This window comes from Bacteroidota bacterium (assembly GCA_016195025.1).
Lineage (GTDB): Bacteria > Bacteroidota > Bacteroidia > Palsa-948 > Palsa-948 > Palsa-948.
The window spans coordinates 38,665-58,627 of record JACQAL010000019.1 but is presented as its reverse complement, the minus strand read 5'-3'; the positions used below and the strand labels follow the sequence as shown (position 1 = coordinate 58,627).

The 19,963-nt window shown below is 41.3% G+C and carries 18 protein-coding genes; 7 read left to right on the top strand and 11 right to left on the bottom strand.

What is annotated here, in order from left to right; genetic code table 11:
* Positions 1-147 precede the first annotated feature (147 nt).
* The 7 genes from HY063_04415 to HY063_04385 form a co-directional block, all read right to left on the bottom strand.
* Positions 148-1,356: a T9SS type A sorting domain-containing protein gene (locus HY063_04415; protein ID MBI3501016.1), complete on the bottom strand. Its 1,209-nt coding sequence runs from the start codon at positions 1,354-1,356 to the stop codon at positions 148-150.
* A 6-nt stretch (positions 1,357-1,362) separates the two neighbouring features.
* Positions 1,363-2,223, bottom strand: a complete 861-nt coding sequence (locus tag HY063_04410; GenBank protein ID MBI3501015.1) for a T9SS type A sorting domain-containing protein — start codon at positions 2,221-2,223, stop codon at positions 1,363-1,365.
* Positions 2,171-3,601, bottom strand: a complete 1,431-nt coding sequence (locus HY063_04405; protein ID MBI3501014.1) for a T9SS type A sorting domain-containing protein — start codon at positions 3,599-3,601, stop codon at positions 2,171-2,173. Before HY063_04405 ends, HY063_04410 begins: the two co-directional genes overlap by 53 nt.
* Positions 3,602-3,866: 265 nt before the next feature.
* The gene (locus HY063_04400; GenBank protein MBI3501013.1) at positions 3,867-4,076 is read right to left on the bottom strand and encodes a hypothetical protein; all 210 of its coding nucleotides are present in this window, start codon (positions 4,074-4,076) and stop codon (positions 3,867-3,869) included.
* 211 nt (positions 4,077-4,287) lie between these two features.
* Positions 4,288-5,724 (bottom strand): T9SS type A sorting domain-containing protein, encoded by a 1,437-nt coding sequence (locus HY063_04395; protein ID MBI3501012.1) that lies wholly within the window; start codon positions 5,722-5,724, stop codon positions 4,288-4,290.
* A gap of 235 nt (positions 5,725-5,959) precedes the next feature.
* Positions 5,960-7,612 carry a T9SS type A sorting domain-containing protein gene (locus HY063_04390; protein MBI3501011.1) on the bottom strand — a complete coding sequence of 551 codons (1,653 nt, stop codon included), beginning with the start codon at positions 7,610-7,612 and terminating at the stop codon, positions 5,960-5,962.
* A gap of 307 nt (positions 7,613-7,919) precedes the next feature.
* On the bottom strand, positions 7,920-9,725 hold the full coding sequence (locus HY063_04385) for a DUF4154 domain-containing protein (protein ID MBI3501010.1): 1,806 nt from the start codon (positions 9,723-9,725) through the stop codon (positions 7,920-7,922).
* Between the two features lie 135 nt (positions 9,726-9,860).
* Between HY063_04385 and HY063_04380 the strand changes: the two genes are divergently transcribed.
* Positions 9,861-10,253 carry a hypothetical protein gene (locus HY063_04380; GenBank protein MBI3501009.1) on the top strand — a complete coding sequence of 131 codons (393 nt, stop codon included), beginning with the start codon at positions 9,861-9,863 and terminating at the stop codon, positions 10,251-10,253.
* 64 nt (positions 10,254-10,317) lie between these two features.
* Positions 10,318-11,088 carry a hypothetical protein gene (locus HY063_04375; protein MBI3501008.1) on the top strand — a complete coding sequence of 257 codons (771 nt, stop codon included), beginning with the start codon at positions 10,318-10,320 and terminating at the stop codon, positions 11,086-11,088.
* Here HY063_04375 and HY063_04370 read toward each other — a convergent pair.
* The 3 genes from HY063_04370 to HY063_04360 form a co-directional block, all read right to left on the bottom strand.
* Positions 11,049-11,279: a hypothetical protein gene (locus HY063_04370; GenBank protein ID MBI3501007.1), complete on the bottom strand. Its 231-nt coding sequence runs from the start codon at positions 11,277-11,279 to the stop codon at positions 11,049-11,051. The genes HY063_04375 and HY063_04370 overlap by 40 nt on opposite strands.
* 445 nt (positions 11,280-11,724) lie before the next feature.
* Positions 11,725-12,342, bottom strand: coding sequence for a hypothetical protein (locus HY063_04365; GenBank protein ID MBI3501006.1), 618 nt, complete (start codon positions 12,340-12,342; stop codon positions 11,725-11,727).
* 92 nt (positions 12,343-12,434) lie between these two features.
* On the bottom strand, positions 12,435-13,988 hold the full coding sequence (locus HY063_04360) for a PQQ-binding-like beta-propeller repeat protein (protein ID MBI3501005.1): 1,554 nt from the start codon (positions 13,986-13,988) through the stop codon (positions 12,435-12,437).
* A 289-nt stretch (positions 13,989-14,277) separates the two neighbouring features.
* Between HY063_04360 and HY063_04355 the strand changes: the two genes are divergently transcribed.
* Positions 14,278-15,876: an OmpA family protein gene (locus HY063_04355; protein MBI3501004.1), complete on the top strand. Its 1,599-nt coding sequence runs from the start codon at positions 14,278-14,280 to the stop codon at positions 15,874-15,876.
* 189 nt (positions 15,877-16,065) lie between these two features.
* Positions 16,066-18,003 carry a cyclic nucleotide-binding domain-containing protein gene (locus HY063_04350; protein MBI3501003.1) on the top strand — a complete coding sequence of 646 codons (1,938 nt, stop codon included), beginning with the start codon at positions 16,066-16,068 and terminating at the stop codon, positions 18,001-18,003.
* Here HY063_04350 and HY063_04345 read toward each other — a convergent pair.
* Positions 17,980-18,216, bottom strand: coding sequence for a hypothetical protein (locus HY063_04345; protein MBI3501002.1), 237 nt, complete (start codon positions 18,214-18,216; stop codon positions 17,980-17,982). The genes HY063_04350 and HY063_04345 overlap by 24 nt on opposite strands.
* A gap of 13 nt (positions 18,217-18,229) precedes the next feature.
* On the opposite strand from HY063_04345, the gene HY063_04340 reads away from it, so the two are divergent.
* From HY063_04340 to HY063_04330, 3 genes are all read left to right on the top strand, one after another.
* Positions 18,230-18,517 (top strand): nucleotidyltransferase family protein, encoded by a 288-nt coding sequence (locus HY063_04340; protein ID MBI3501001.1) that lies wholly within the window; start codon positions 18,230-18,232, stop codon positions 18,515-18,517.
* Entirely contained in the window at positions 18,510-18,848 is a 339-nt protein-coding gene (locus HY063_04335; GenBank protein MBI3501000.1) for a DUF86 domain-containing protein, read from the top strand. Before HY063_04340 ends, HY063_04335 begins: the two co-directional genes overlap by 8 nt.
* A gap of 180 nt (positions 18,849-19,028) precedes the next feature.
* Positions 19,029-19,961, top strand: coding sequence for an outer membrane beta-barrel protein (locus tag HY063_04330; protein ID MBI3500999.1), 933 nt, complete (start codon positions 19,029-19,031; stop codon positions 19,959-19,961).
* Positions 19,962-19,963 lie beyond the last annotated feature (2 nt).

Below are 19,963 nucleotides of genomic sequence, written 5' to 3'. Positions count from 1 at the left end.
CGGCTGCCACGGCAATTGTACCATGAACTTTTAAGATTTTTTTTCGGATCAGTTCCATGAGTTTTATTTGATTAGTTACTTTTTGTTGTTTTCAAAGTTAAGAATAGTTTGTCTGGTCTACCGAACACAACTGTCAAGCCGAAAAAATTATTTGTCGGTGATTACTAATTTGCCTGTGAAAACCTCACCCCCGCCCTCTCCTAAAACAAGAGAGGGGGTTGTCAGCCGAACGAAATACAGTCCGCTTGGAAGATTGTCGCGGGGGAAAGTAACTGTCTGACCGCTGATGTTTTTTATTTGCGCAACTGTCTGCCCGAAACAGTTGTCCACCGTGAGAGTTGCGTTGTGTAAGAGATTATTTGTTTGCAAAGTTGTCTGTGTTGAAAAGGGATTTGGGAATACAGAAATAAACTCATTATTAGTTGTCTCGCTTATATCTGTTGTCCCTGTTCGATACCGCATATAAATTTTGAAAAAGCCACTACTATATGCTGATTGTTTATGATAATACAATATGCCTTTGTTGGTTGTTAAAGATGGGGCTTCGGGCAACCAACCATAATTTGAATATATTACAGACGGCAAACTGAATGTATCACTAACAGTATTTCTTACCGAAACACAAATCTCAGTGTTAGGATTGGGTGGATTTTTCAATACTCTTGTAAAATACAGTTCAAGTCCGTCTTTAGTTATTTGCGGAACATAAACAAGATAATTAGTATCGTTGACATTTGTAAGAATTGCATTAGAGTTGGAAAGTTTGCTAAAAGTTGTATCATTCACTTTCTGTGCAATGTTGAGCTGAGAATAGCAGGGAGCATTACAGTCATTTCCGTTTGGACCGAAATAAGTATTGGTATAATATAAATAATTCCCATCATAACTTATTTCAGCGTCCATAATTACCCAATACGGAATTTGAACATAAATATTTCCATACACCTTTGTCAAATTTGTTGCACTTCCCGAAGTGTATTTTGCGTGCATAAGATTTTCATACGATGTTGGCGGATTATAATTTCTTAATGAAGTCCAGAAAAGATTATTGGCTGAATCCAAGCACGAAGACAGATTAGTTGCATTAGGTGTAGTTTGATTAGCGCCAGCAATTTCTCCTATAAAATTAAAAGTTGAATCGTTTATTTTGCTTGCATAATATAATTTTACATTAGGTAAGTTGTTGTCATGATTAAATATCAGTGTGTTTCCGTCAGGAGAAATAAAAGGGTCTTGTACGCTAAAGGTTAATCCATTAATGGTCACAGGTATTTCGTTTCCGAATATCGGATATGTCTGTCCGTGCGCAACTGTCAATGCGAGAACTGCTGTCGAGGCGAGGAAAAACTTTTTCATTGCTGTTTATTTATCGGTGATTACTAATTTGCCTGTGAAAACCTCACTGCCCCCACCCTCTGTCCCTCCCCCGCTGGGAGAGACAACCGTAGGTTGCGAGCGCAGCTCTGTCAGCCGAACGAAATACAGTCCGCTTGCGAGATTGTCGCGGGAGAAAGTAACTGTCTGCCCGCTGATGTTTTTTATTTGCGCAACTGTCTGCCCGAAACAATTGTCCACCGTGAGAGTTGCGTTGTGTAAAAGATTGTCTGTTTGTAAAACTGTCTGCGAGCAGAAAGGATTAGGGGAAATGCTAAGTGTGGAATTATTTTCAATCTCATTAACATTTACCCAAGGATTATATTCAAAACTTATAAAAGGGACAAATATATTTGTATTGTTTGGAAATGTATTTAGAGCACCGTCATATGCTTGATTAATTTGAACAAAGCCATTGTTGCCATTGTAAGGAAATGTTGTCGGTTGAAACATATATCCACTGCCACTTGTATTGCTGTTGCCATAACCATAGCAGGAAAAACTTACACGAAAGGATTGTCCAGTCTGCCAAGTATTAATAAACAATGCGGAAAAACTAATTGCGCTGTCATACATAGGACTTATAACGCTGTCACGCGAGAATAATAATGCTTGTGTTCCACTGTCATATATTCTTAATCCAACAAACCCGGAATCATTAACTGTTCCGGTGCAAAACCTATGTAATATGATTGATTGAATCAACACAGGTTGAAGAACTGTTATATCAACTCCTCTTGTTTCATTAAAACTTTGAGGAACAGTTGTCGTTGTCCCCGAAGCACCAGTTGTAATGTCAAAGGTTGGATACTGTCCATGCGCAACTGTCAGCGCGAGAACCGCTGTCAAGATGAGTGGTTTTGTTTTCTTCTGTCAGCCGAACGAAATACAGTCCGCTTGCGAGATTGTCACGGGAGAGAACAACTGTCTGCCCGCTGATATTTTTTATTTGTTTTACTGTCTGCCCGAAAGAATTGTAAACCGTGAGAGTTGCGTTGTGGAATGAATTGTCTATCCGTAAAGTTGTCTGGGAAGAAAATGGATTTGGGAAAATTGTAAAATCAATTTCCACATTGTTCTCCGTTACGCCAGTCTCAATTCCTAATTTAAAAATTGTCCCGTTATTGTTTGTTCCACCCTGAATTGTCGTTCCATACAGAAATGTGCCGTCAGAAATAAGAGAGCCAGTAGGATTAATTCCGTGTACAGTATCGTTTGTAAAATCTAATAGTTTAGAATACCCAGTTCCATCGGGTTTTATTTTAAAAATTGTTCCAAAATTGTTTGTGCCGCCAATATATGTCACTCCATACAGAAATGTGCCGTCAGAAATAAGAGAGCCAAAAGGAGTGTCTCCGTTTGCAGCGCCTGTGAAATCAAGTAGTTTGGAATACCCTGTTCCATCGGGTTTTATTTTAAAGATGGTTCCAGAATTGTTTGTGCCGCCACTTTTTGTCATTCCATAAAGAAAAGTTCCGTCAAAAATAAGAGAACCAAGAGGGTCACTTCCATTTGCCAAGCCAGAGAAATTCAACAATGTTGTATCTCCGGTTCCATCGGGTTTTATTTTAAAAATTGTTCCCCAATTATTTGCGCCACCAACCTGTGTCATTCCGTACAAGAATGTTCCGTCAGAAATGAGAGAGCCCCAAGGAGTACTTCCATTTGCACCCGTGAAATCAAGTAGTTTGGAATACCCCGTTCCATCGGGTTTTATTTTAAAGATTGTTCCAAAATTGTTTGTGCCGCCAACCTGTGTCATTCCATACAGGAAGGCTCCGTCATAAATAAGGTCGCCATCGGGCTGGCTTCCATTTGCGCCTGTAAAATCAAGAAGTTTGGAATACCCGGTTCCATCTGGCTTTATTTTAAAGATGGTTCCGCAACCTGTACTACAATTGCCTATCCCGCCTTGAGATGTCATTCCATAAAGAGATACTCCGTCAGAAACAAGAGAGCCATTAGGATAAATACCGTGTACAGTATCGTTTGCAAAATCTAATAGTTTGAAATAGCCAGTTCCATCTGCCTTTATTTTAAAGATGGTTCCATAAAAAAAGCTTGCACCGCCCTGCTGTGTCATTCCATACAGAAAAGTTCCGTCAGAAATAAGAGACCCGTGAGGACGACCTCCGTTTGCAAGACCTGTAAAATCAAGGAGCTTGGTATATTGTGCGTTTGCAAATACGCAAACCATTACTGATATGATGAGTAAAAGTTTTTTCATTGTCTTTTGAATTAGTTACTGTAAAGATACAAATTTACTGTCTACCGTTGCATTGTCTTTTTGTATTTGGGCATTATTGCTAACGGTTTGCAGGTTGGAGAAGTGGCGGTGTTACTGCTACAAAACTGTCAAGCCGCTACAAAGATAATAGAAAGCAGAAACTTCCAAATTAAATGTCAACTGCCATTGCCGCAAGGTGCTGTTGGCAGTAGTGTTTCTTTTTTTGTCCAGTGTCACTGTCCGCGAGCAGAAACTTGTCTGTCCGCTACCACTTTTTAAATACTGGTCGCAATGTTACAAGCATTACAATAAACAAAACTCCCATCATTGTCAGTTGAGAATAGTCGCCACTTGTAACGCTGTCCTGACCGAAAGTTCTGTATGCTGAATAAGCAATTGCTGCAACGAAAATTACAATACCAGAGATTGTCCAGATTTTCCAACCTTTTGAAAGTTTGTCTTGTTCTTGTGTCATTGTTTTAAGTTTAATTTGTTTTGTAATTTGTAAATGTAGGGTTTTATTTTTTCTTTTCTGTCCGTGCGAAACTGTCACCCGATAAAAACGGTCGGAACAAAAGCAACTGTCGAGCCGAGAAAATTATTTGTCGGTGATTATTAATTTGTTTGTCACAGGACTCACCCCTCTTTCCCCTCTCTACTTGGTAGAGAGGGGAAAGAGGGGAGAGTTATTTATCGGTGATTACTAATTTGTCTACCGCTATAATTTTATTTTCTTCTGTCAGCCGAACGAAATACAGTCCGCTTGCGAGATTGTCGCGGGAGAAAGTAACTGTCTGCCCGCTGATGTTTTTAATTTGTTTTACTGTCTGCCCGAAACAGTTGTCCACCGTGAGAGTTGCGTTGTGTAAAAGATTGTCTGAATGCAAAGTTGTTTGGGTGGAGAAGGGATTAGGGGAAATGGAAATTAAATTTTTTAATAAATTCTCTTCTACTGATGCAACGCTACATAAACCAGTTACCTGCACGGGACTATTTCTTTGTGTAGTAGTGCCATCACCCAATTCCCCATCCCCGTTATATCCACAAGCCAAAACCGTGCTATCATTTTTCAAAAAGAGGGAATGAAACCAGCCCGCAGACACAGCTATAATTCCCGTTAGCCCAACTACCTGCACGGGTGTTTTTCTTTGTATAATGGTTCCATCGCCCAATTCTCCTGTCCCATTACCCCCACAAGCTAAGGATGTACCATCATTTTTCAAAAAGAGGGAATACCCACTGCCCGCACTAATAGCCGTAATTTCTGTCAGTGATATTATCTGCATGGGAGTTGAGCCGTTTGAAATAGTGCTATCACCAAATTCCCCGTCAAGATTTAATCCGCAAGCCCAAACAGTGCCATCATTTTTCAAAAAGAGGGAATGATCATAACCTGCAGATACGGCTATAATTCCCGTCAGCCCACTCACTTGCACTGGAGTCCATTTGTCAATGGTAGTTCCATCGCCCAATTCTCCTCCTCCGTTATACCCGCAAGCCCAAGCTGTGCCATCATTTTTCAAAAAGAGAGAATGCTCGTATCCAGCAGATATAGATGTAATTCCTGCAAGCCCGCTCACTTTCACAGGTGTCCATTTATCTATTGTAGTACCATCACCCAATTCCCCGTACAAGTTCTGCCCGCAAGCCCAGACCGAGCCATCATTTTTCAAAAAAAGTGAATAATTTTGTCCCGCAGACACAGCCGTAATTCCTATCAACCCACTCACTATCACAGAGAAGTTTCTTTGTATTATGGTTCCATCCCCCAATTCACCATAATTATTATATCCGCAAGCCCAAACTGTGCTATCATTTTTTAAAAAGAGAGAATGACGCCAACCACCAGATACAGTCGTAATGCCAGTAAGCCCACCGACCTGCACAGGAATTAATTTGTTTGTGGTAGTACCATCACCCAATTCCCCATACAAGTTTTGTCCGCAAGCCCTCGTGGTCGAATCGGTGCAAAGCATAAGAGAATGAAGTCCCCCTGCAGCAATAAGTTGGGCATAGGAATTATGAGTGAAAAAAGAAAATGATAAAACTAAACCAACCGCATAAAGTTTTTTCATTGGACTTGCTATGCCGTCAAGATGCGAAATCGCTGTCGAAGGTTGCATTGTCTTTTTGTTGTTTGGGTGTTGGTGCTAACGTTCCGCAAGTTTGCGATGGGCGGGCTTTTGGAATACAAAATTGTCTGCCATTACAAACATAAAACGAAGATACAATTTTTCAAACTTAAACGTCAGCCCGCATAGCGCAAACTTGCTGTTACCCACAGTGCATTTTTTATCTTGCGATGTTGTCCACCGAGAGAGAAGCGGTCTGTCGAGCGCAACTGTCGAGCCGAGAAAATTATTTGTCCGCGATTACTAATTTGTCTACTGCGATGGTTTTGTTTTCTTCTGTCAGCCGAACGAAATACAGTCCGCTTGCGAGATTGTCACGGGAGAAAGTAACTGTCTGCCCGCTGATATTTTTTATTTGTTTTACTGTCTGCCCTAAAGAATTGTAAACTGTCAAGGTTGCGCTTTTTAAAAATTTGTCTACCTGCAAAGTTGTTGTGAAAGAAAAGGGGTTGGGATAAACAGAAAAACTTTCTTTATTGCTCCATTCATTTACTCCTGTAACCAAACCTAATTTCGCAAGGAAAATTTCCCAACCACCCGAACTGGTCAAAGTTGTAGAGCCAAAGGTGAGAGTGGGACTTTGAAAAAGTCCAGCTACAAAGACATTGCCGTTCACATCGCTGGTAACGGAAGTCGCTCCATCATTTGAACTTCCTCCTGCGCTTTTTGCCCAAAGGGCATTTCCTAATGCATCGAATTTGGCAATAAAAATATCAACTGTGGTAAATGGGTCTGCATTAGTCAAAGTAGTGGAGCCAAAAACGATAGAATCAGAACCGAAAGCGCCCGCAACATACACATTGCTGCTTGCATCAGTGGCAATACTGGTACCGCTACCACCTGCAAGTCCTGCATATCCTTCTGCCCAAAGCACATTGCCCGAAGGATCATATTTGACAACAAAAACACCTGAATTGTACAAAGTAATTGAGTCAAAAGTGATGGAATCACTAATAACAATGCCCGTAGCATACACATCACCACTCGCATCGGTGGCAATGCCGTTTCCTCTATCACCTTGAGTTCCGCCTGCACTTTTCGCCCATATTACATTCCCTGAAGAATCGTATTTAACAATAAAAATATCGGTTTGACCATAATATACATTGGTCAAAGTAGTTGAGCCGAAAGTGAAAGAGGAACTATAGAAATATCCTGTAACATAGGCATTGCTGTTTGCATCGGTAGCAATGCTGAGTCCCTCATCAGTATCCATTCCGCCTGCACTTTTCGCCCAGAGCACATTGCCCAAAGTATCATATTTGACAATAAAAATATTCGTCAAACCTGCATTGATTAAAGTAGTGCTGCCAAAGGTGAGAGTGGAAGCACTGAATCCGCCAGTAACATACACATCCCCGTTCCCATTTATGACAATGCTGTTTCCGCCAGAATAAGCAAGACTACCTCCGTCCCTGCATTTCGCCCAGATCACATTGCCCGAAGCATCGTATTTGACAATAAAAATACCAGAATTAGGCAGAGTAGTAGAGCCAAAGGTGATAGAGGTGCTAGCGAAATAGCCCGTGATGTATACATTTCCACTGGTATCGTTAGTAACGGAAAACCCCGCATCATTACCAATTCCTCCTGCACGTTTTGCCCAAAGGACATTTCCTGATGCATCATATTTGGCAAGAAAGATGTCAGCAGAACCCGTATTGGCATTAGCAAGAGTGATGGAACCGAAAGTGACGGAGTCACTTTGAAAAGAACCTACTAAATAACTATTACCGTTAGCATCGGCAGCAACAGAATACAACATATATTGATCAAAACTTCCACTTGGGCTTTTCGCCCATTGCCAGTTGGGTGTCTGACCGCGCGCAAATGTCAAGCAGAAAAAAACTGCTGTCGAGATGAGAAGAACTTTTTTCATTGGCTTTTATTTTTTGTTAGTTGTCAGAAGAGAAATAAATTGTCTGCAAGAAATTGTCAAGGCAAATGTACGAATTGCAAAATTGTCCACCGAAGTTGTGGGCATTGGCTCTAACGTTTTGCAAATTTGCGATGTTGCCGACTTACGAAGCGAAAAATTGTCTGCCGAAACCGAAACAAAGATATGAAAAACAAAACTCAATACAAGAACGAAAGCGGCAATAGCGCAAATTTGCTGTTAACTACATCCGCTCCACGTCCTGCTTTGTTCTTGCGCAATTGTCCACCGAGTGCGCAACTGTCCGCCACTACAAGCGCACACCAATAACTAAAATGTCGTCTACTTGCTCTGTCCCGCCTTTCCAATCTGCGATAAAGTTGTCGAGGTAATGCTCTTGTTCTTTTAAGGATTTGTCCTGAATTGAAAGTAAAATTTCTTTGAATCTTTTTGTCGTTACTTTCTTTTGTTCTTGTCCTCCAAAAGTGTCTGCGTAGCCGTCAGTTGATATATAAAAGGTGTCACCTTGAGCAAATTTTATTTCATGGGTGTCGAAGTGTTGACTGTCCTCTGTGAAACCCCCAATTGCTTTTTTAGTTGCTTTAATTTCTTCAACAACTGTCTGCCCGTTGCGAATAATCCAAAGCGGTCGGTTTGCACCAGCGTATTTTACAACACGCGCGTCTGTGTCTACTGAACAAAGCGCGATGTCCATTCCGTCACGAGTTGATTCATCGCTGTCTGTCTGGTGAAGCGAAACTTTTATGCCTTTATTTAGATGCGAAAGAATTTCAGAAGTGTCTGCGCTGTGCGCCAAAGCGTCATCTAATTTTTCAGAACCTATCATACTCATAAATGCACCAGGAACTCCATGACCTGTACAGTCAGCCGAGGCAATGAAAACTATCTGCTCGTTTTTATGGAAGAAATAAAAATCACCGCTTACAATATCTTTTGGTTTGTAAAGAACAAATGAATTCGGGAATGCTGAAAAAATATCTTTTCTGTCTGGAAGTTTGGCTTGTTGAATTCTTTTTGCATAAGTGATACTGTCTGTTATTTCTTTATTTTTTTCTTCAATAATATATTTTGATTTTTCCACTTCTGTTTTTTGTAATTCAATAATTCTTTTTTGCTTTCGCGTAATGTATAAAGAACGAAAAACAAATACAGAAAATAAAATTACTACGAGTAAGCCACCGATAACTGATGCAATAATTATTTTTTGTTTTTTATTTTCCCCCTCCTGTATTTCTTTTTCCTTTTTTAATAATTCGTTTTCTTGTCTTTTATTTTCTGCTTCAAGTTTGTTATTTGTAATTTCATTCAATTGTGTTTTTATTTTTAATTCTTTTGCTTGTGCTTGAAAACTCATTTTTTCAATTTCTTCAAGTGTTTTTGTTTTCTCAGTATTCAGTTTCTCAATATCGTTCAATGTTTTTGTTTTTTCAATACTTTGTTCTTCTATTTTTTTATTTTGAGTGTCATAGGTATTTAATATTTTTTCTAAATCTTTTTTACTTACTTCTACTCTTGTTTTCTCACTTTTTAATAACTCGCGAAATTTTGAAAAAACATCTTTCCATCCTGTTCCATCTAATATCGCCAAGGAAAGTAAAGTAGAGTTTATTTTAAATCCTTCACCTTCGACAACTTTTTGATTCAATGAAAATCGTTGTTTGTTATTACTAGTCATAATAAAGTTAATCATTGATTTATCGAAGTATTCCAGATTTTCAGCGACTAATAAAGTTCCCTTTCCTTTTATACTATTAAATATTTTATCTTGGTCAAACCCATCGTCTCCATTAACATATAAAATTTGAGTAGGCTCTATATCCTGAATTGAATTGAAATATTTTATTTTGTAAGGTATGTTATTATTAAAAAATTTATTTGACAACAATACTTTACTTGTTTCAGCGAATGAACCGCTACCTAAATATCCAATACTAAATTCTTTTAATTCATTTTGATTAGGCCAATCTATATATTTTGTGAAATTATAAATGAATGTTGCTTTGATTTTATCATTGTCTTGTCCAAAGCAAATGAAACGAGAAAAGAAAATTATTAGTCCGATGAAAAGGTATTTTGTTAGATGTATGTTTTGCATTGTCTGTTTCTATTCAACTGTAAAGATAAGAGTTGCTGTCTACCGTTGCGAGACTGTCTATGTTGTTTGTATTTGGGCGGTTGTAGTTAACTTCCGGCTTGCCGCAATGCGCCAATCGCACCATTATTAGTAGGATTGCCGCCACTGCATCCTTCGGCTCTCCGCTCCTTCAGAGCAAACTTACTTATTTATTCGCCCCTTGCGCCATTGCATGCCGGCAAGAGTTTTCAACAAATTTCATTTCTTGGCGTGCGCGCCAAGCCAATCTCAAAAATAGGTTTTATTTTTATTTCCGAAATGGAAATCACCGACTGCAAGAAAAAAGCAATAGAGCATGTAAAGCGCAAGCATGAAAAATTAAGAAAAGATATTTGTTCTCATAAGGATGAAAGAAAAGAAATAGCAGGGAGGGCAGGCATACGACCCGAAACATTAACCAAATACACCAGCGGCACACATGACTTATCAAAGATAAACTATTATTCAGTTGTTTATGCCATCGGAAAAAAACCGGAGGACTATAACTGACAAAATTAATTTCAAACTTCTATTAAAAATAACTAATCACTAATCCTTAATCCTTAATTTCACCATGGCAGCAAAGAACCTTCCCAAAATCGTAGTCATTACCGACATCGGATCCCTCACGGTTACCGATGCGGTGAGCGAAGTAAAAGGCGTTGTATTCACAGGCGACCCCGATGCCACCAACCCGCCCGTGCCCGATGGCACCGCGCATCCGCAAGCCGATTTGCTCATGTCAATTCACAACAAGCGGCAAACCATTCCGCCCACCGCCACGGCTGCGCAGGAAAATGAGCAGCGGCTGATTGTAAATGAAACCTACCGCCTCAATGCCTCTTACGGACAGGGGGTGGCGCGCGCGGTGGCAAAAACGGCAGGAGATGTGGACGCAGGCATCACGGTGGTGCACCGCATAGGGTTAAAACTTAAAAACAAAAACACCGGCAAGAAACCCGATTTCGGACAAATCAAATCAGGACCCGGCACACTTCACCTGCATGCAAAAAAAGCGAATCCGAAACAAAACGAAGCGCATGGATGGGATTATGCCGTTGTTCCCAATAACAAAACAATTCCCACTGCAGCCCAACTTAAAAGAAGATTTACCCCGCAAACCGATGTTATTTTCAGCGACCTCGACAGCGGAACTCTCGTTGCCGCCCGGCATACCAGTATAGGAACCGCACGGAAGGGCAAGAGTTCAAAAACGCATCATACTTCAAAAACAACTGACAAATCTACTTCTTCCGCTGCCGTAATCTCCAGCCATCATGTTTTCAGCGATAAAACCGATGACCCTTACACCTGGACGGCTTTTATATACTTTGTAGTGCCATAAGAAGAGCCATAACTGAGTTCTGTTAAGACATAACTGAGTTCTGTTAAGACATAACTGAGTTCTGTTAAGCCATAACTGAGTTTCATTAAGCCATAACTGAGTTTCGTTAAGCCATAACTGAGTTCTGTTAAGCCATAACTGAGTTCTGTTAAGAAATAACTGAGTTCTGTTAAGACATAACTGAGTTTCATTAAGCCATAACTGAGTTTCGTTAAGCCAATATTCAATACTGTTATACCAAAACAACTCGGCTTTGCGAACGGTGGGACAGGGGACAAAGGACAGGGGACGGGTGAATTTCCCTTGCCACTTGCCCCATGTCCCATGTCCCATTTTCGGAAACATGACTACTTTCAGTATAAGCCAATATTCAATACTGTTAAGCCAATATTCAATACTGTTAATGTATACTGAAACAAATCAGGTTTCCGAACGGAGGGACAGGGGACAGAGGACAGGGGACAGGTGAATTTCCCTTGCCGCTTGCCCCATGTCCCTTGTCCCATTTTCGGATTTCTGACTGCCTTTGGTGTAAATTGCCACCTATTTGATAAAATAATGCAAATGCCGCATACATTCGCATTTTTCGCATGATGTTATCCATAATTAAGCCGGCAGCCACGCAGTGCAAATCAGTTATTCAACATTCATTCCCCTATAGGTTAAACTTGTTTCCTGCAATTGCGCGCGCAGAGCAACCTGGTCTGTCTTCAGCATGTCGGGCGATAGGTAGGTGTTAAATCTGTAAATGTCTTTAGTGCGGTCAGCCGTGCCAAGCACAATGCCTCCCGAAGAGGTAACGCAAAAAATTTCCCACATGCCGGGTGCAAACTGTTCCATATCTTGTATCTGGAAGGATTTATTCTCGTTCATGAATGAGCGTATAATTTCTTTTGATGAAGTTAAGTTAAGTTTGTTCCGCTCGCAATAGCGCTCAAACATGTGCCCTGTAAAATAAACCAGGTACGGAATCTTGTGATGGTATATCATGCAGAGAGCCACCATTCCTTTTTTCCCCATGAACCACGTGAGTGTCTGACAAAGCCGTTCGTTCTTTGATACGTGAAACCTGAAAAGCCAGTTGTTGTTGTACTTGGAACGGTAATCAAGAAAATGGATAATGCACTGCTCTCCGCGGGGCTTGTGTGTTTTAAAAATTTTTTCCCCCGTGTAAGCAACCTTGCGGTTAACAATTTCTAAATCTTTTTCAAACTCCCTGCGGAGTTCATCTAATGTCATGGCTGGAACAAACATGATAGCGGTACTAACGAACGTTAAGTAAATTTATTTCTTTTCCCCGTTCAGCGTGGTTTGTATAAATAAATTCTAAAGTGAGACATTGCCCCCTACTGCACAATATTCGTATGCTGCGCGTTGCCTCCCCACATGGGCCAGCCGGTGAGGGAAGAATCGTTGGTGTTAATGGCAATCATTTTTCCGCTGGTGGTGGTAACATAAATCCAGCCGTCCTGCACCACGGGCTGGTAGCGAATGTTTTCTTTCGTTTCGTATTTGCTTTCCAACTTTCCCGTTTCGGAATTTATGATTTGAATTTCTCCCGTGTAAGTTGCCACAATAATTTTTCCTCCCACGGCAAGGGGAGGAGTGCCGAGGAATCCTCCTTCGCTGTGAATATCGCCCGCGAGTTTTGAACTCCACATGGTTTTTCCGTCTTTCGGATTGGTGCATACAATTTCATCGCCCATGGTGTTGTAGTTTTTTCCTTTATAAGAAAGAATGCGCGAACCCTGAAAGGATTGCAGCGAAGAAACATTGCTCTGCCCTATGTTTTCTTCGGCAACATACGCGCCCGAAGAAGCAGGCGCGCCTCCGGAGAAACCATTTCCGGCATCGTATGTCATGGAAGTGGTTTTCAGTTTTGAGTTATGCTGAATAGTTTTGCTCAGGTAGTCGGCTTCCTTTTTACCGTACTCTTTCTTCACACTCATTTTTTGTTCATCCATCTGCGCAATGGTTTCAACGGCTTTATCATCTTTCCCATTATCGGCTCTGCGGCTCACGGTCATTTCTCCGTCCTTAATTATGGGAGCGGAAGTGGCGCGCATGTATTTTGCCGAAAGAATTTCTCCGTCCTTCTGATTGAATTTGTAAACCGTGCCGGGAAAAGAAGTGATGTAAAGATTTTCTCCATCGGCAACGGGCGCGCTCATCACATCTCCGTCAATCCATTTTTGCCAAATAACATTTCCGGTTTTCAAATCGAAAGCGGCAAGCACGTGCGATGATTTCATGTTATAAACGGTTTTGCTTGTCCCGTTGGGACCTTTGTCTTTCACTTCCTGCGTGAAACTATTGGAGTAAGAAGGATATGCCGTGAACACCTTTCCGTTGGCAACTGCGGGCATGCTCATGAGCGGGTCTCCCAGCCAGTGGCTCCATAAATATTTTCCGCTCTTGGCATCGGTGGCAAAGATGGTGCACGACTCGGTGTTGTAAACCAAAACCCCGTCTTCAATCACGCCTGAAGAAGGACCGTCATCGTCAATATTCACCGCCCATGCTTTTTCTCCGCTCTTTGAATCGAAAGCAAAATATTGCTTGCTTCCGAAGCCACCGCTCACGTACACTTTTCCATCGTGAACCGTTGGCGTGGGAACATTGGTGTTGCTCGGAAGTTTAATCGTGAAGCCGTCTTTCGTTTTCGTTAAGTAATCATTAATATCGGTGAACGAAACATGCCCTGCATTGAAACGCGGAGAGGGCTTCACACCTTTATTCATTTCCTGAACATAGTTGAGAACATCAATTCCTTCATCGGTGGCGGTGAGGGTGGAGTCGGGGAGGGGTTGCGTTGTGCCGGTTGCTTCTTTTGTGAAAGGAGCAAACACTGCGAAACTGCCAATCAGCAAAAGCGCAGCGATGAAGATTGTTTTTTTCATTGTGAAGAATTTTAGTTTGGTGTAATAACTTATGAAGAAGGTTTTTATTGTGGATGCAGAAACTTTTCATATTCCACAAAAGTTATACCAAATCACTACCAAATACTAATTCCTACCAATATACCAATCAAAACAGGCAGCAATTAGTACATTGGTAAAGAGTGGTATTTAGTAGGAGTAATTATGATTTTCGGAAACTATATTGTTGGTCTAATTAACACACTCCTGTTTGAATTCTCCTTTGTTTGCGCGCTGAGCATGCGTTATTTCATCGTCCCTTTGCCGCAGGATGAGAGCATTTCTCCCGTTAGTTGTTGTATTATTCTGCGTGAAGTTTGCTTTTCCGCAAAGCAAGGACGCTGCCTGTTCGGAGGTCTTCAATGAAATAAGAATGGATGAAAGCGGCATTCATCCCTTTGCCGATACGCTTGTAACGGATGCATCGGGCACCGTGTACGAACATTTTGCGGATTCATCCAAATCCTTCTGGTATAAAATAACTTTCAGTGAGGATTGTTCGTTTGCTTTTGAAATTTTCCCTTTTCAGAAAGGCAACTCCTATAACTTTTTTCTCTACAAAACTTCTCCGCAGACCACTGCCTGTAAAATCAAAACAAATAAAATTCCTCCCGTGCGCGCAAACATGTACAGAAATGAAATGCTGAAAACAGGAACCGGGCTTTCTTTTTCTCCGGCAAAGAACAAAAAAGATATTTATAATTCTCCCTATCAGGATGCCGTGCAGGCGAAGAAAGGGGAAATTTATTTTCTGAACATCTATCACGTGAAAGGGATTGATTGCGGGTTTTCTTTCACGCTGAGAAATGAAGCGCGCGCTCAGAAATTCAAATGCCTCTATGATAAATGCTACGAAGAGCCGCTTCAGCAGGCAAAATTGAAAAAGATAAATTCAGCATCAGACCATCAAGGTTTCAAAAACCTTGATGGTCTTGGCAGTGCAATGAACGCCCATCCATGCCTCTATGATAAATGCTACGAAGAGCCAATTCAACAGGCAAAATTGAAAAAGATAAATACAGCATCAGACCATCAAGGTTTCAAAAACCTTGATGGTCTTGGCAGCGCAATGAACGCCCATCCATTGGTTGAAACTGCCGCAATGAAAAACAGTGAAGTGAAAAATAATTTTGCCGATTCAATTATACATACTGATGTCTTTTCCCTGCCTCTTCGAAAAAATATGGAAGAAGAAGAACCCAAAGCAGTTTTTCTTGTACGCGACAGCGCTAAACACGAGTTCATTGATGCCGAAGTGTTGCTGGCAAGAAAGCAAAAAGAAATCCTTCCGCTTGTTTCAAAACTTGAGAAAGGAAAATTTGAAATCCCTCTGGAGAAGAACAAAGAATATCATTTGCGTTTTTCCGCCCTCGGGTATAAACCGTTTGATGTGTTTTTTATTACGGGCGACAGTGCGCGCGCTTTCACCAACGAAGTATATCTTTCTTCCCTGCACGAAGGAGATAATTTCACGATGGATAAAATTTATTTTCACCCCAACTCAAGTGATATGAAAGAAGGCGCGCTGGATGAATTGGATAAACTGGCAGGATACCTCATAGCCAGCGGAGGAACCACTATTGAAATACAAGGGCACACGAACGGCAATAAAAGAATCCGCAAATCGTATGAAGGAAATTTCAGCGGCAGTTCAAAAAAACTTTCGCAGTGCAGGGCAGAGAAAATCAAAACCTATTTGGTGAGCAAAGGAATTTCTTCCGCGCGGCTTTCCGCCATTGGTTACGGAGGAAGCAAGCCGGTTTTTCCCGAACCTAAAAACCAAACGCAGGCAAATAAAAATATACGCGTGGAAATTTTAATTCTCTCGCAAAAGGAAACCAGCATTGCTGCGAACAAGCGGCAGGAATAATAACGCAAGTTGCTGCCTATAATAATGAGCTGTTTTTATGGGTAACAAATTCAAATAAAAATTCGCGGTGTTCGCATTTGCCTGCCTGCCGGTCAGGCAGGTTCGCGGCATTTGCATTATTTTATCAAATAGGTGGCAATTTACATTAGTAGTCGTACCTGTTTGTATTTATTTTATTTTCGTGGTGCCATGCATTTTGCAGATGCCGAAAAATACATCATCAGAAAATTAGAGAAAGACCTTCCGAAAAATCTCTATTATCATGGCGTGCATCACACCATTGATGTTTGCAACGCGGCTGCGCGGCTGGCAAAATTCGAACGGCTGAGCGAGGAAGATACGCTGCTGTTAAAAACTGCCGCCTTGTATCACGATTGCGGTTTCCTCTTCAAGTATTACGACAACGAAGCGCTGGGCGTTACCATGATGCGCGGCACGCTGGAAACATTCGGCTACACGCGCAATCAAATCAACACCATTGCCCAACTCATACTCGCCACCTCCATTCCGCACAAGCCGCAGAACCTGCTGGAGAAACTTATTTGTGATGCCGATTTGGATTATCTGGGAAGAGATGATTTTTTCAGCATCTCCCATTCGCTCAAGAGAGAATGGAGCGAATACGGAAAACCAAAATCGCTTCTCCAGTGGTACACGCAGCAACTCGATTTCATGCAGAAGCACAGGTATTTTACCCAATCCGCCATTGCACTCAGAGAAGCAAACAAGCAGAAGTATATAGAAGAAATAAAAATTCTGCTGGGGAAACTCAACAAGGAAAATCACGCGCGCAAATCGGCAGCCGAAACGCGGCTGGCAAGCACCGTTCGCACCGATATTGCCCTGAACAAAGTAGAAATTCTGAAACACGTGGATATTTTCTCCACCACTTCCGAAAACATCGTTACCGAAATTGCCGCTGCCATGAAAGTAATGTCCATTCCTGCCGGCACGCACATTATTGAAAAAGGCGAACTCGGCACCTGCATGTATATTATTGACGAAGGAAAAGTGAAAGTGCACGATGGTATTTATGACATTGCCGAACTGAGTGCCGGAAAGTTTTTCGGAGAAATATCTTTGCTCGATACCGAACCGCGCTCTGCCGATGTAACTGCCGTTACCGATTGCGTGCTTCTGCAGTTAGACCAGGAAGATTTTTCCGTAGTGTCGCATAAATACAACGATGTGGCGCGCGGCATCATGCGCGTGCTGCTGGGGCGCTTGCGCAGCCAGAATACAAAAATCATTCAGGAGTTGAAAGAGCGCGAAAAACATTTGCATGCGCTGGTGGATGAACGCACCCGCGAACTGAACCTGAAAAATGAAAAACTTGAAGCCGCTTACAAAGATATTAAGGACAGCATCAGTTACGCCAAACTCATTCAGCAGGCGCTGCTTCCCAATGTAGAAGATATATTCAATGCGTTCACCCAGTCCTTTATTTATTACCGCCCGAAAGACATTGTGAGCGGTGATTTTTATTTCTTCGAAGAAAAAAAAGGCAAGTACATTGTTGGAGTTGCCGATTGCACCGGGCATGGAGTGCCGGGCGCGTTCATGAGCATGATTGGGCACGACACGCTTCACCAGATAATTGTGGAAAAAGAAATCACCACGCCTTCGGAAGTGCTCAACCAACTGGAAGCGGGAATACGAAGAGCGCTTCACCAGGACGATAACCCCGATACGAAAGACGGAATGGACATTGCCGTTTGCGCCCTTGATGCGCACAAGCAAGGCGATAAAAATATTTTGCTTCAATACTCAGGCGCGCTCAGGAGTTTATATTTGGTGCGCAAGGACGCGCTGGAAGTGGAAGAAGTGCGGGCAGACAAACATTCCATAGGAGGATTGCTTACGGGAGGCGATGAAAAAAAGTTTTCCAACCACCAGGTTTACCTCAACCCCGGTGATACCTTTTATATTTTCTCCGATGGCTACTGCGACCAGTTTGGCGGACCGGGCGGAAAAAAATTCATGAACCGCCACTTTCAGCGAATACTGCTTGGCATTCAGCAACTGCCCATGAAAGAGCAGGAAGAATTTCTCGATAAAACCTTCCGCGAATGGAAAGGCGATTTGGAACAGGTGGATGACGTTTTAGTGATAGGGATTAGGATATAGCCGCAATAAAATGAACTTGCAGCAAAGGTTTGAATCCACCCCGATGCAGCTTCCATCGGGATGAATGACGCGCGCGTTTCTAAATGATTTCAGACGATTTTTCTCTTCCTGATATTCATCAGGGCAGGCAGACGCACGCCAGCGTTGATTTCGCTTGGGAATATCTGTATTTTTGCGGAATATATCTTCCTTCTTTTTTATGTATGTTTGCATAAAAAAATAACCCATGAGCAAAGCAGATATTATTAATACAATTGTTAATTACCTGAAACAATATAAGGTAAAAGAGATAGGTATTTTCGGTTCGTTTGTGCGTGATGAGATGACCGACAAAAGCGATATTGATGTGCTGGTGGAATATTCGCGCGGAACAACATTGTTTGACATTGCCGGAATGCAAATTGAACTCACGGAAAAGCTGGGAAGAAAAGTTGACCTTGTGGATAAAGAAGCCGTTTATCCTCCTATAATGAAATACATTCTGCGCGATTTGAAAACCGTTTATCATGCATAAGGACAACTTTGTTTACATCGGGCATATTCTTGAAAGAGCCGAAAGAATTTTGCAATTCATGGAAGGCATGGATGAATCCGCATTTTGCAACGATGAAAAAACCAAAAGCGCTGTTATACGTGAATTTGAAGTGATTGGAGAAGCGTCAAAAAGAATTTCAGATGATTTCAAAACCCTGCATCCTGCGCTCCCATGGAAGGAAATGGCAGGCATGCGCGATAAAATAATACACGATTATGAAGGCGTGAATCCCTTTCGCCTATGGGACACCGCCAAGAGCAATCTTCCCGCTTTAATTTCTGAACTCAAAAAAATAATTCCGGCTCAATAATTTCCACCTGCGCGTTTAACATTGCTTAATACGGCAAAATAGTTTTTTATACTTGCGAAGAAGGTGAATAGGTAAACGGCAATTAATATTTTTTTGCCTGTGTTATTGCTATCTGTATTTTTGCGGAATACATTTCAACAGAGTCCAGAGGCGGAGACTCTGCGAGGACAAAATAAATTTATGTCAAAAGTTTTATCTAAATCCTTCCTCGTTCTGATTCTTGCGGTAAGCGCGCACCTGTTTATTTCATCTGGCTTGTATGCGCAGGTTGATTTTGTTCCTGAAAAAAAATCATCTGCTTCTAAGGAAAAGTTTTTTGTAAATACTATTGGACAATATCAGCGAACGTTCGGAGGAGATTTTAAAGTGCTTACATCACCCTTCAGTTATTCTCCCGATATATCCTCTATGAAGAAAAAACCGACTTATCATTTTCAAGTGGGCGCTTCAGCCGGTTATCACATAAGTAAAAATTTAGGAATGAGTATTGGGGCGGCACTTTCATCCAAAGGGCAGGAGTATTCTGACTATCGCGGCACTGAAAATGACAGCATGACGGGTAATAAAGAGGTGCTGTATTCTTTTTCCAAGAGTACGAAATTAACTTATCTTACTATTCCTTTGCAACTGCATTACAATACTTCTGAAGATAAAGAAAACGGTTTCAGCTGCTATATTGGAATTTATTATGCACGCCTGATTAAATATACCGATTACTTTTTTTGGGAAGCAAGCAATTCATACGGTTCATTCAACCAATCGTATACTGCTACCGGAGATTCCGTTCATTATTATTTGAATGTTTCTTTTCCATGGTATTACGGGAAGGCAGATGCTAAAATTAAGTTCACAAGTCGCCCGTTTAAGCAATACGATATAGGTGAAATGATAGGAGTGGGGTGGCAAGGAAAATTATATGAAAAGTCACTGCTCGTTGTAATGCTTAACTACGAAGGCGGATTCATTGATGTGAAAAATTCTGATTCCGATTTTTTATACAATGGCAAAACAAATAAGTATTATAATTTTTTAGGCAAGTACGACCCTAATCAATTTGTTTCATTCAAAAATTCTTTAATAGGAATAAGCGTTGGTTTGAAATTTAAAATTTAATT

What these genes read in the sequence shown, in the direction of transcription:
- HY063_04400 (MBI3501013.1), bottom strand. Translation starts at nt 4,076, where the DNA reads ATGACACAAGAACAAGACAAACTTTCAAAAGGTTGGAAAATCTGGACA.
- HY063_04365 (MBI3501006.1), bottom strand. Translation starts at nt 12,342, where the DNA reads ATGTTTGTTCCAGCCATGACATTAGATGAACTCCGCAGGGAGTTTGAA.
- HY063_04345 (MBI3501002.1), bottom strand. Translation starts at nt 18,216, where the DNA reads ATGCAAACATACATAAAAAAGAAGGAAGATATATTCCGCAAAAATACA.
- HY063_04335 (MBI3501000.1), top strand. Translation starts at nt 18,510, where the DNA reads ATGCATAAGGACAACTTTGTTTACATCGGGCATATTCTTGAAAGAGCC.
- HY063_04355 (MBI3501004.1), top strand. Translation starts at nt 14,278, where the DNA reads ATGAGAGCATTTCTCCCGTTAGTTGTTGTATTATTCTGCGTGAAGTTT.
- HY063_04350 (MBI3501003.1), top strand. Translation starts at nt 16,066, where the DNA reads ATGCATTTTGCAGATGCCGAAAAATACATCATCAGAAAATTAGAGAAA.
- HY063_04415 (MBI3501016.1), bottom strand. Translation starts at nt 1,356, where the DNA reads ATGAAAAAGTTTTTCCTCGCCTCGACAGCAGTTCTCGCATTGACAGTT.
- HY063_04405 (MBI3501014.1), bottom strand. Translation starts at nt 3,601, where the DNA reads ATGAAAAAACTTTTACTCATCATATCAGTAATGGTTTGCGTATTTGCA.
- HY063_04385 (MBI3501010.1), bottom strand. Translation starts at nt 9,725, where the DNA reads ATGCAAAACATACATCTAACAAAATACCTTTTCATCGGACTAATAATT.
- HY063_04330 (MBI3500999.1), top strand. Translation starts at nt 19,029, where the DNA reads ATGTCAAAAGTTTTATCTAAATCCTTCCTCGTTCTGATTCTTGCGGTA.
- HY063_04375 (MBI3501008.1), top strand. Translation starts at nt 10,318, where the DNA reads ATGGCAGCAAAGAACCTTCCCAAAATCGTAGTCATTACCGACATCGGA.
- HY063_04390 (MBI3501011.1), bottom strand. Translation starts at nt 7,612, where the DNA reads ATGAAAAAAGTTCTTCTCATCTCGACAGCAGTTTTTTTCTGCTTGACA.
- HY063_04370 (MBI3501007.1), bottom strand. Translation starts at nt 11,279, where the DNA reads ATGAAACTCAGTTATGTCTTAACAGAACTCAGTTATTTCTTAACAGAA.
- HY063_04360 (MBI3501005.1), bottom strand. Translation starts at nt 13,988, where the DNA reads ATGAAAAAAACAATCTTCATCGCTGCGCTTTTGCTGATTGGCAGTTTC.
- HY063_04395 (MBI3501012.1), bottom strand. Translation starts at nt 5,724, where the DNA reads ATGCAACCTTCGACAGCGATTTCGCATCTTGACGGCATAGCAAGTCCA.
- HY063_04340 (MBI3501001.1), top strand. Translation starts at nt 18,230, where the DNA reads ATGAGCAAAGCAGATATTATTAATACAATTGTTAATTACCTGAAACAA.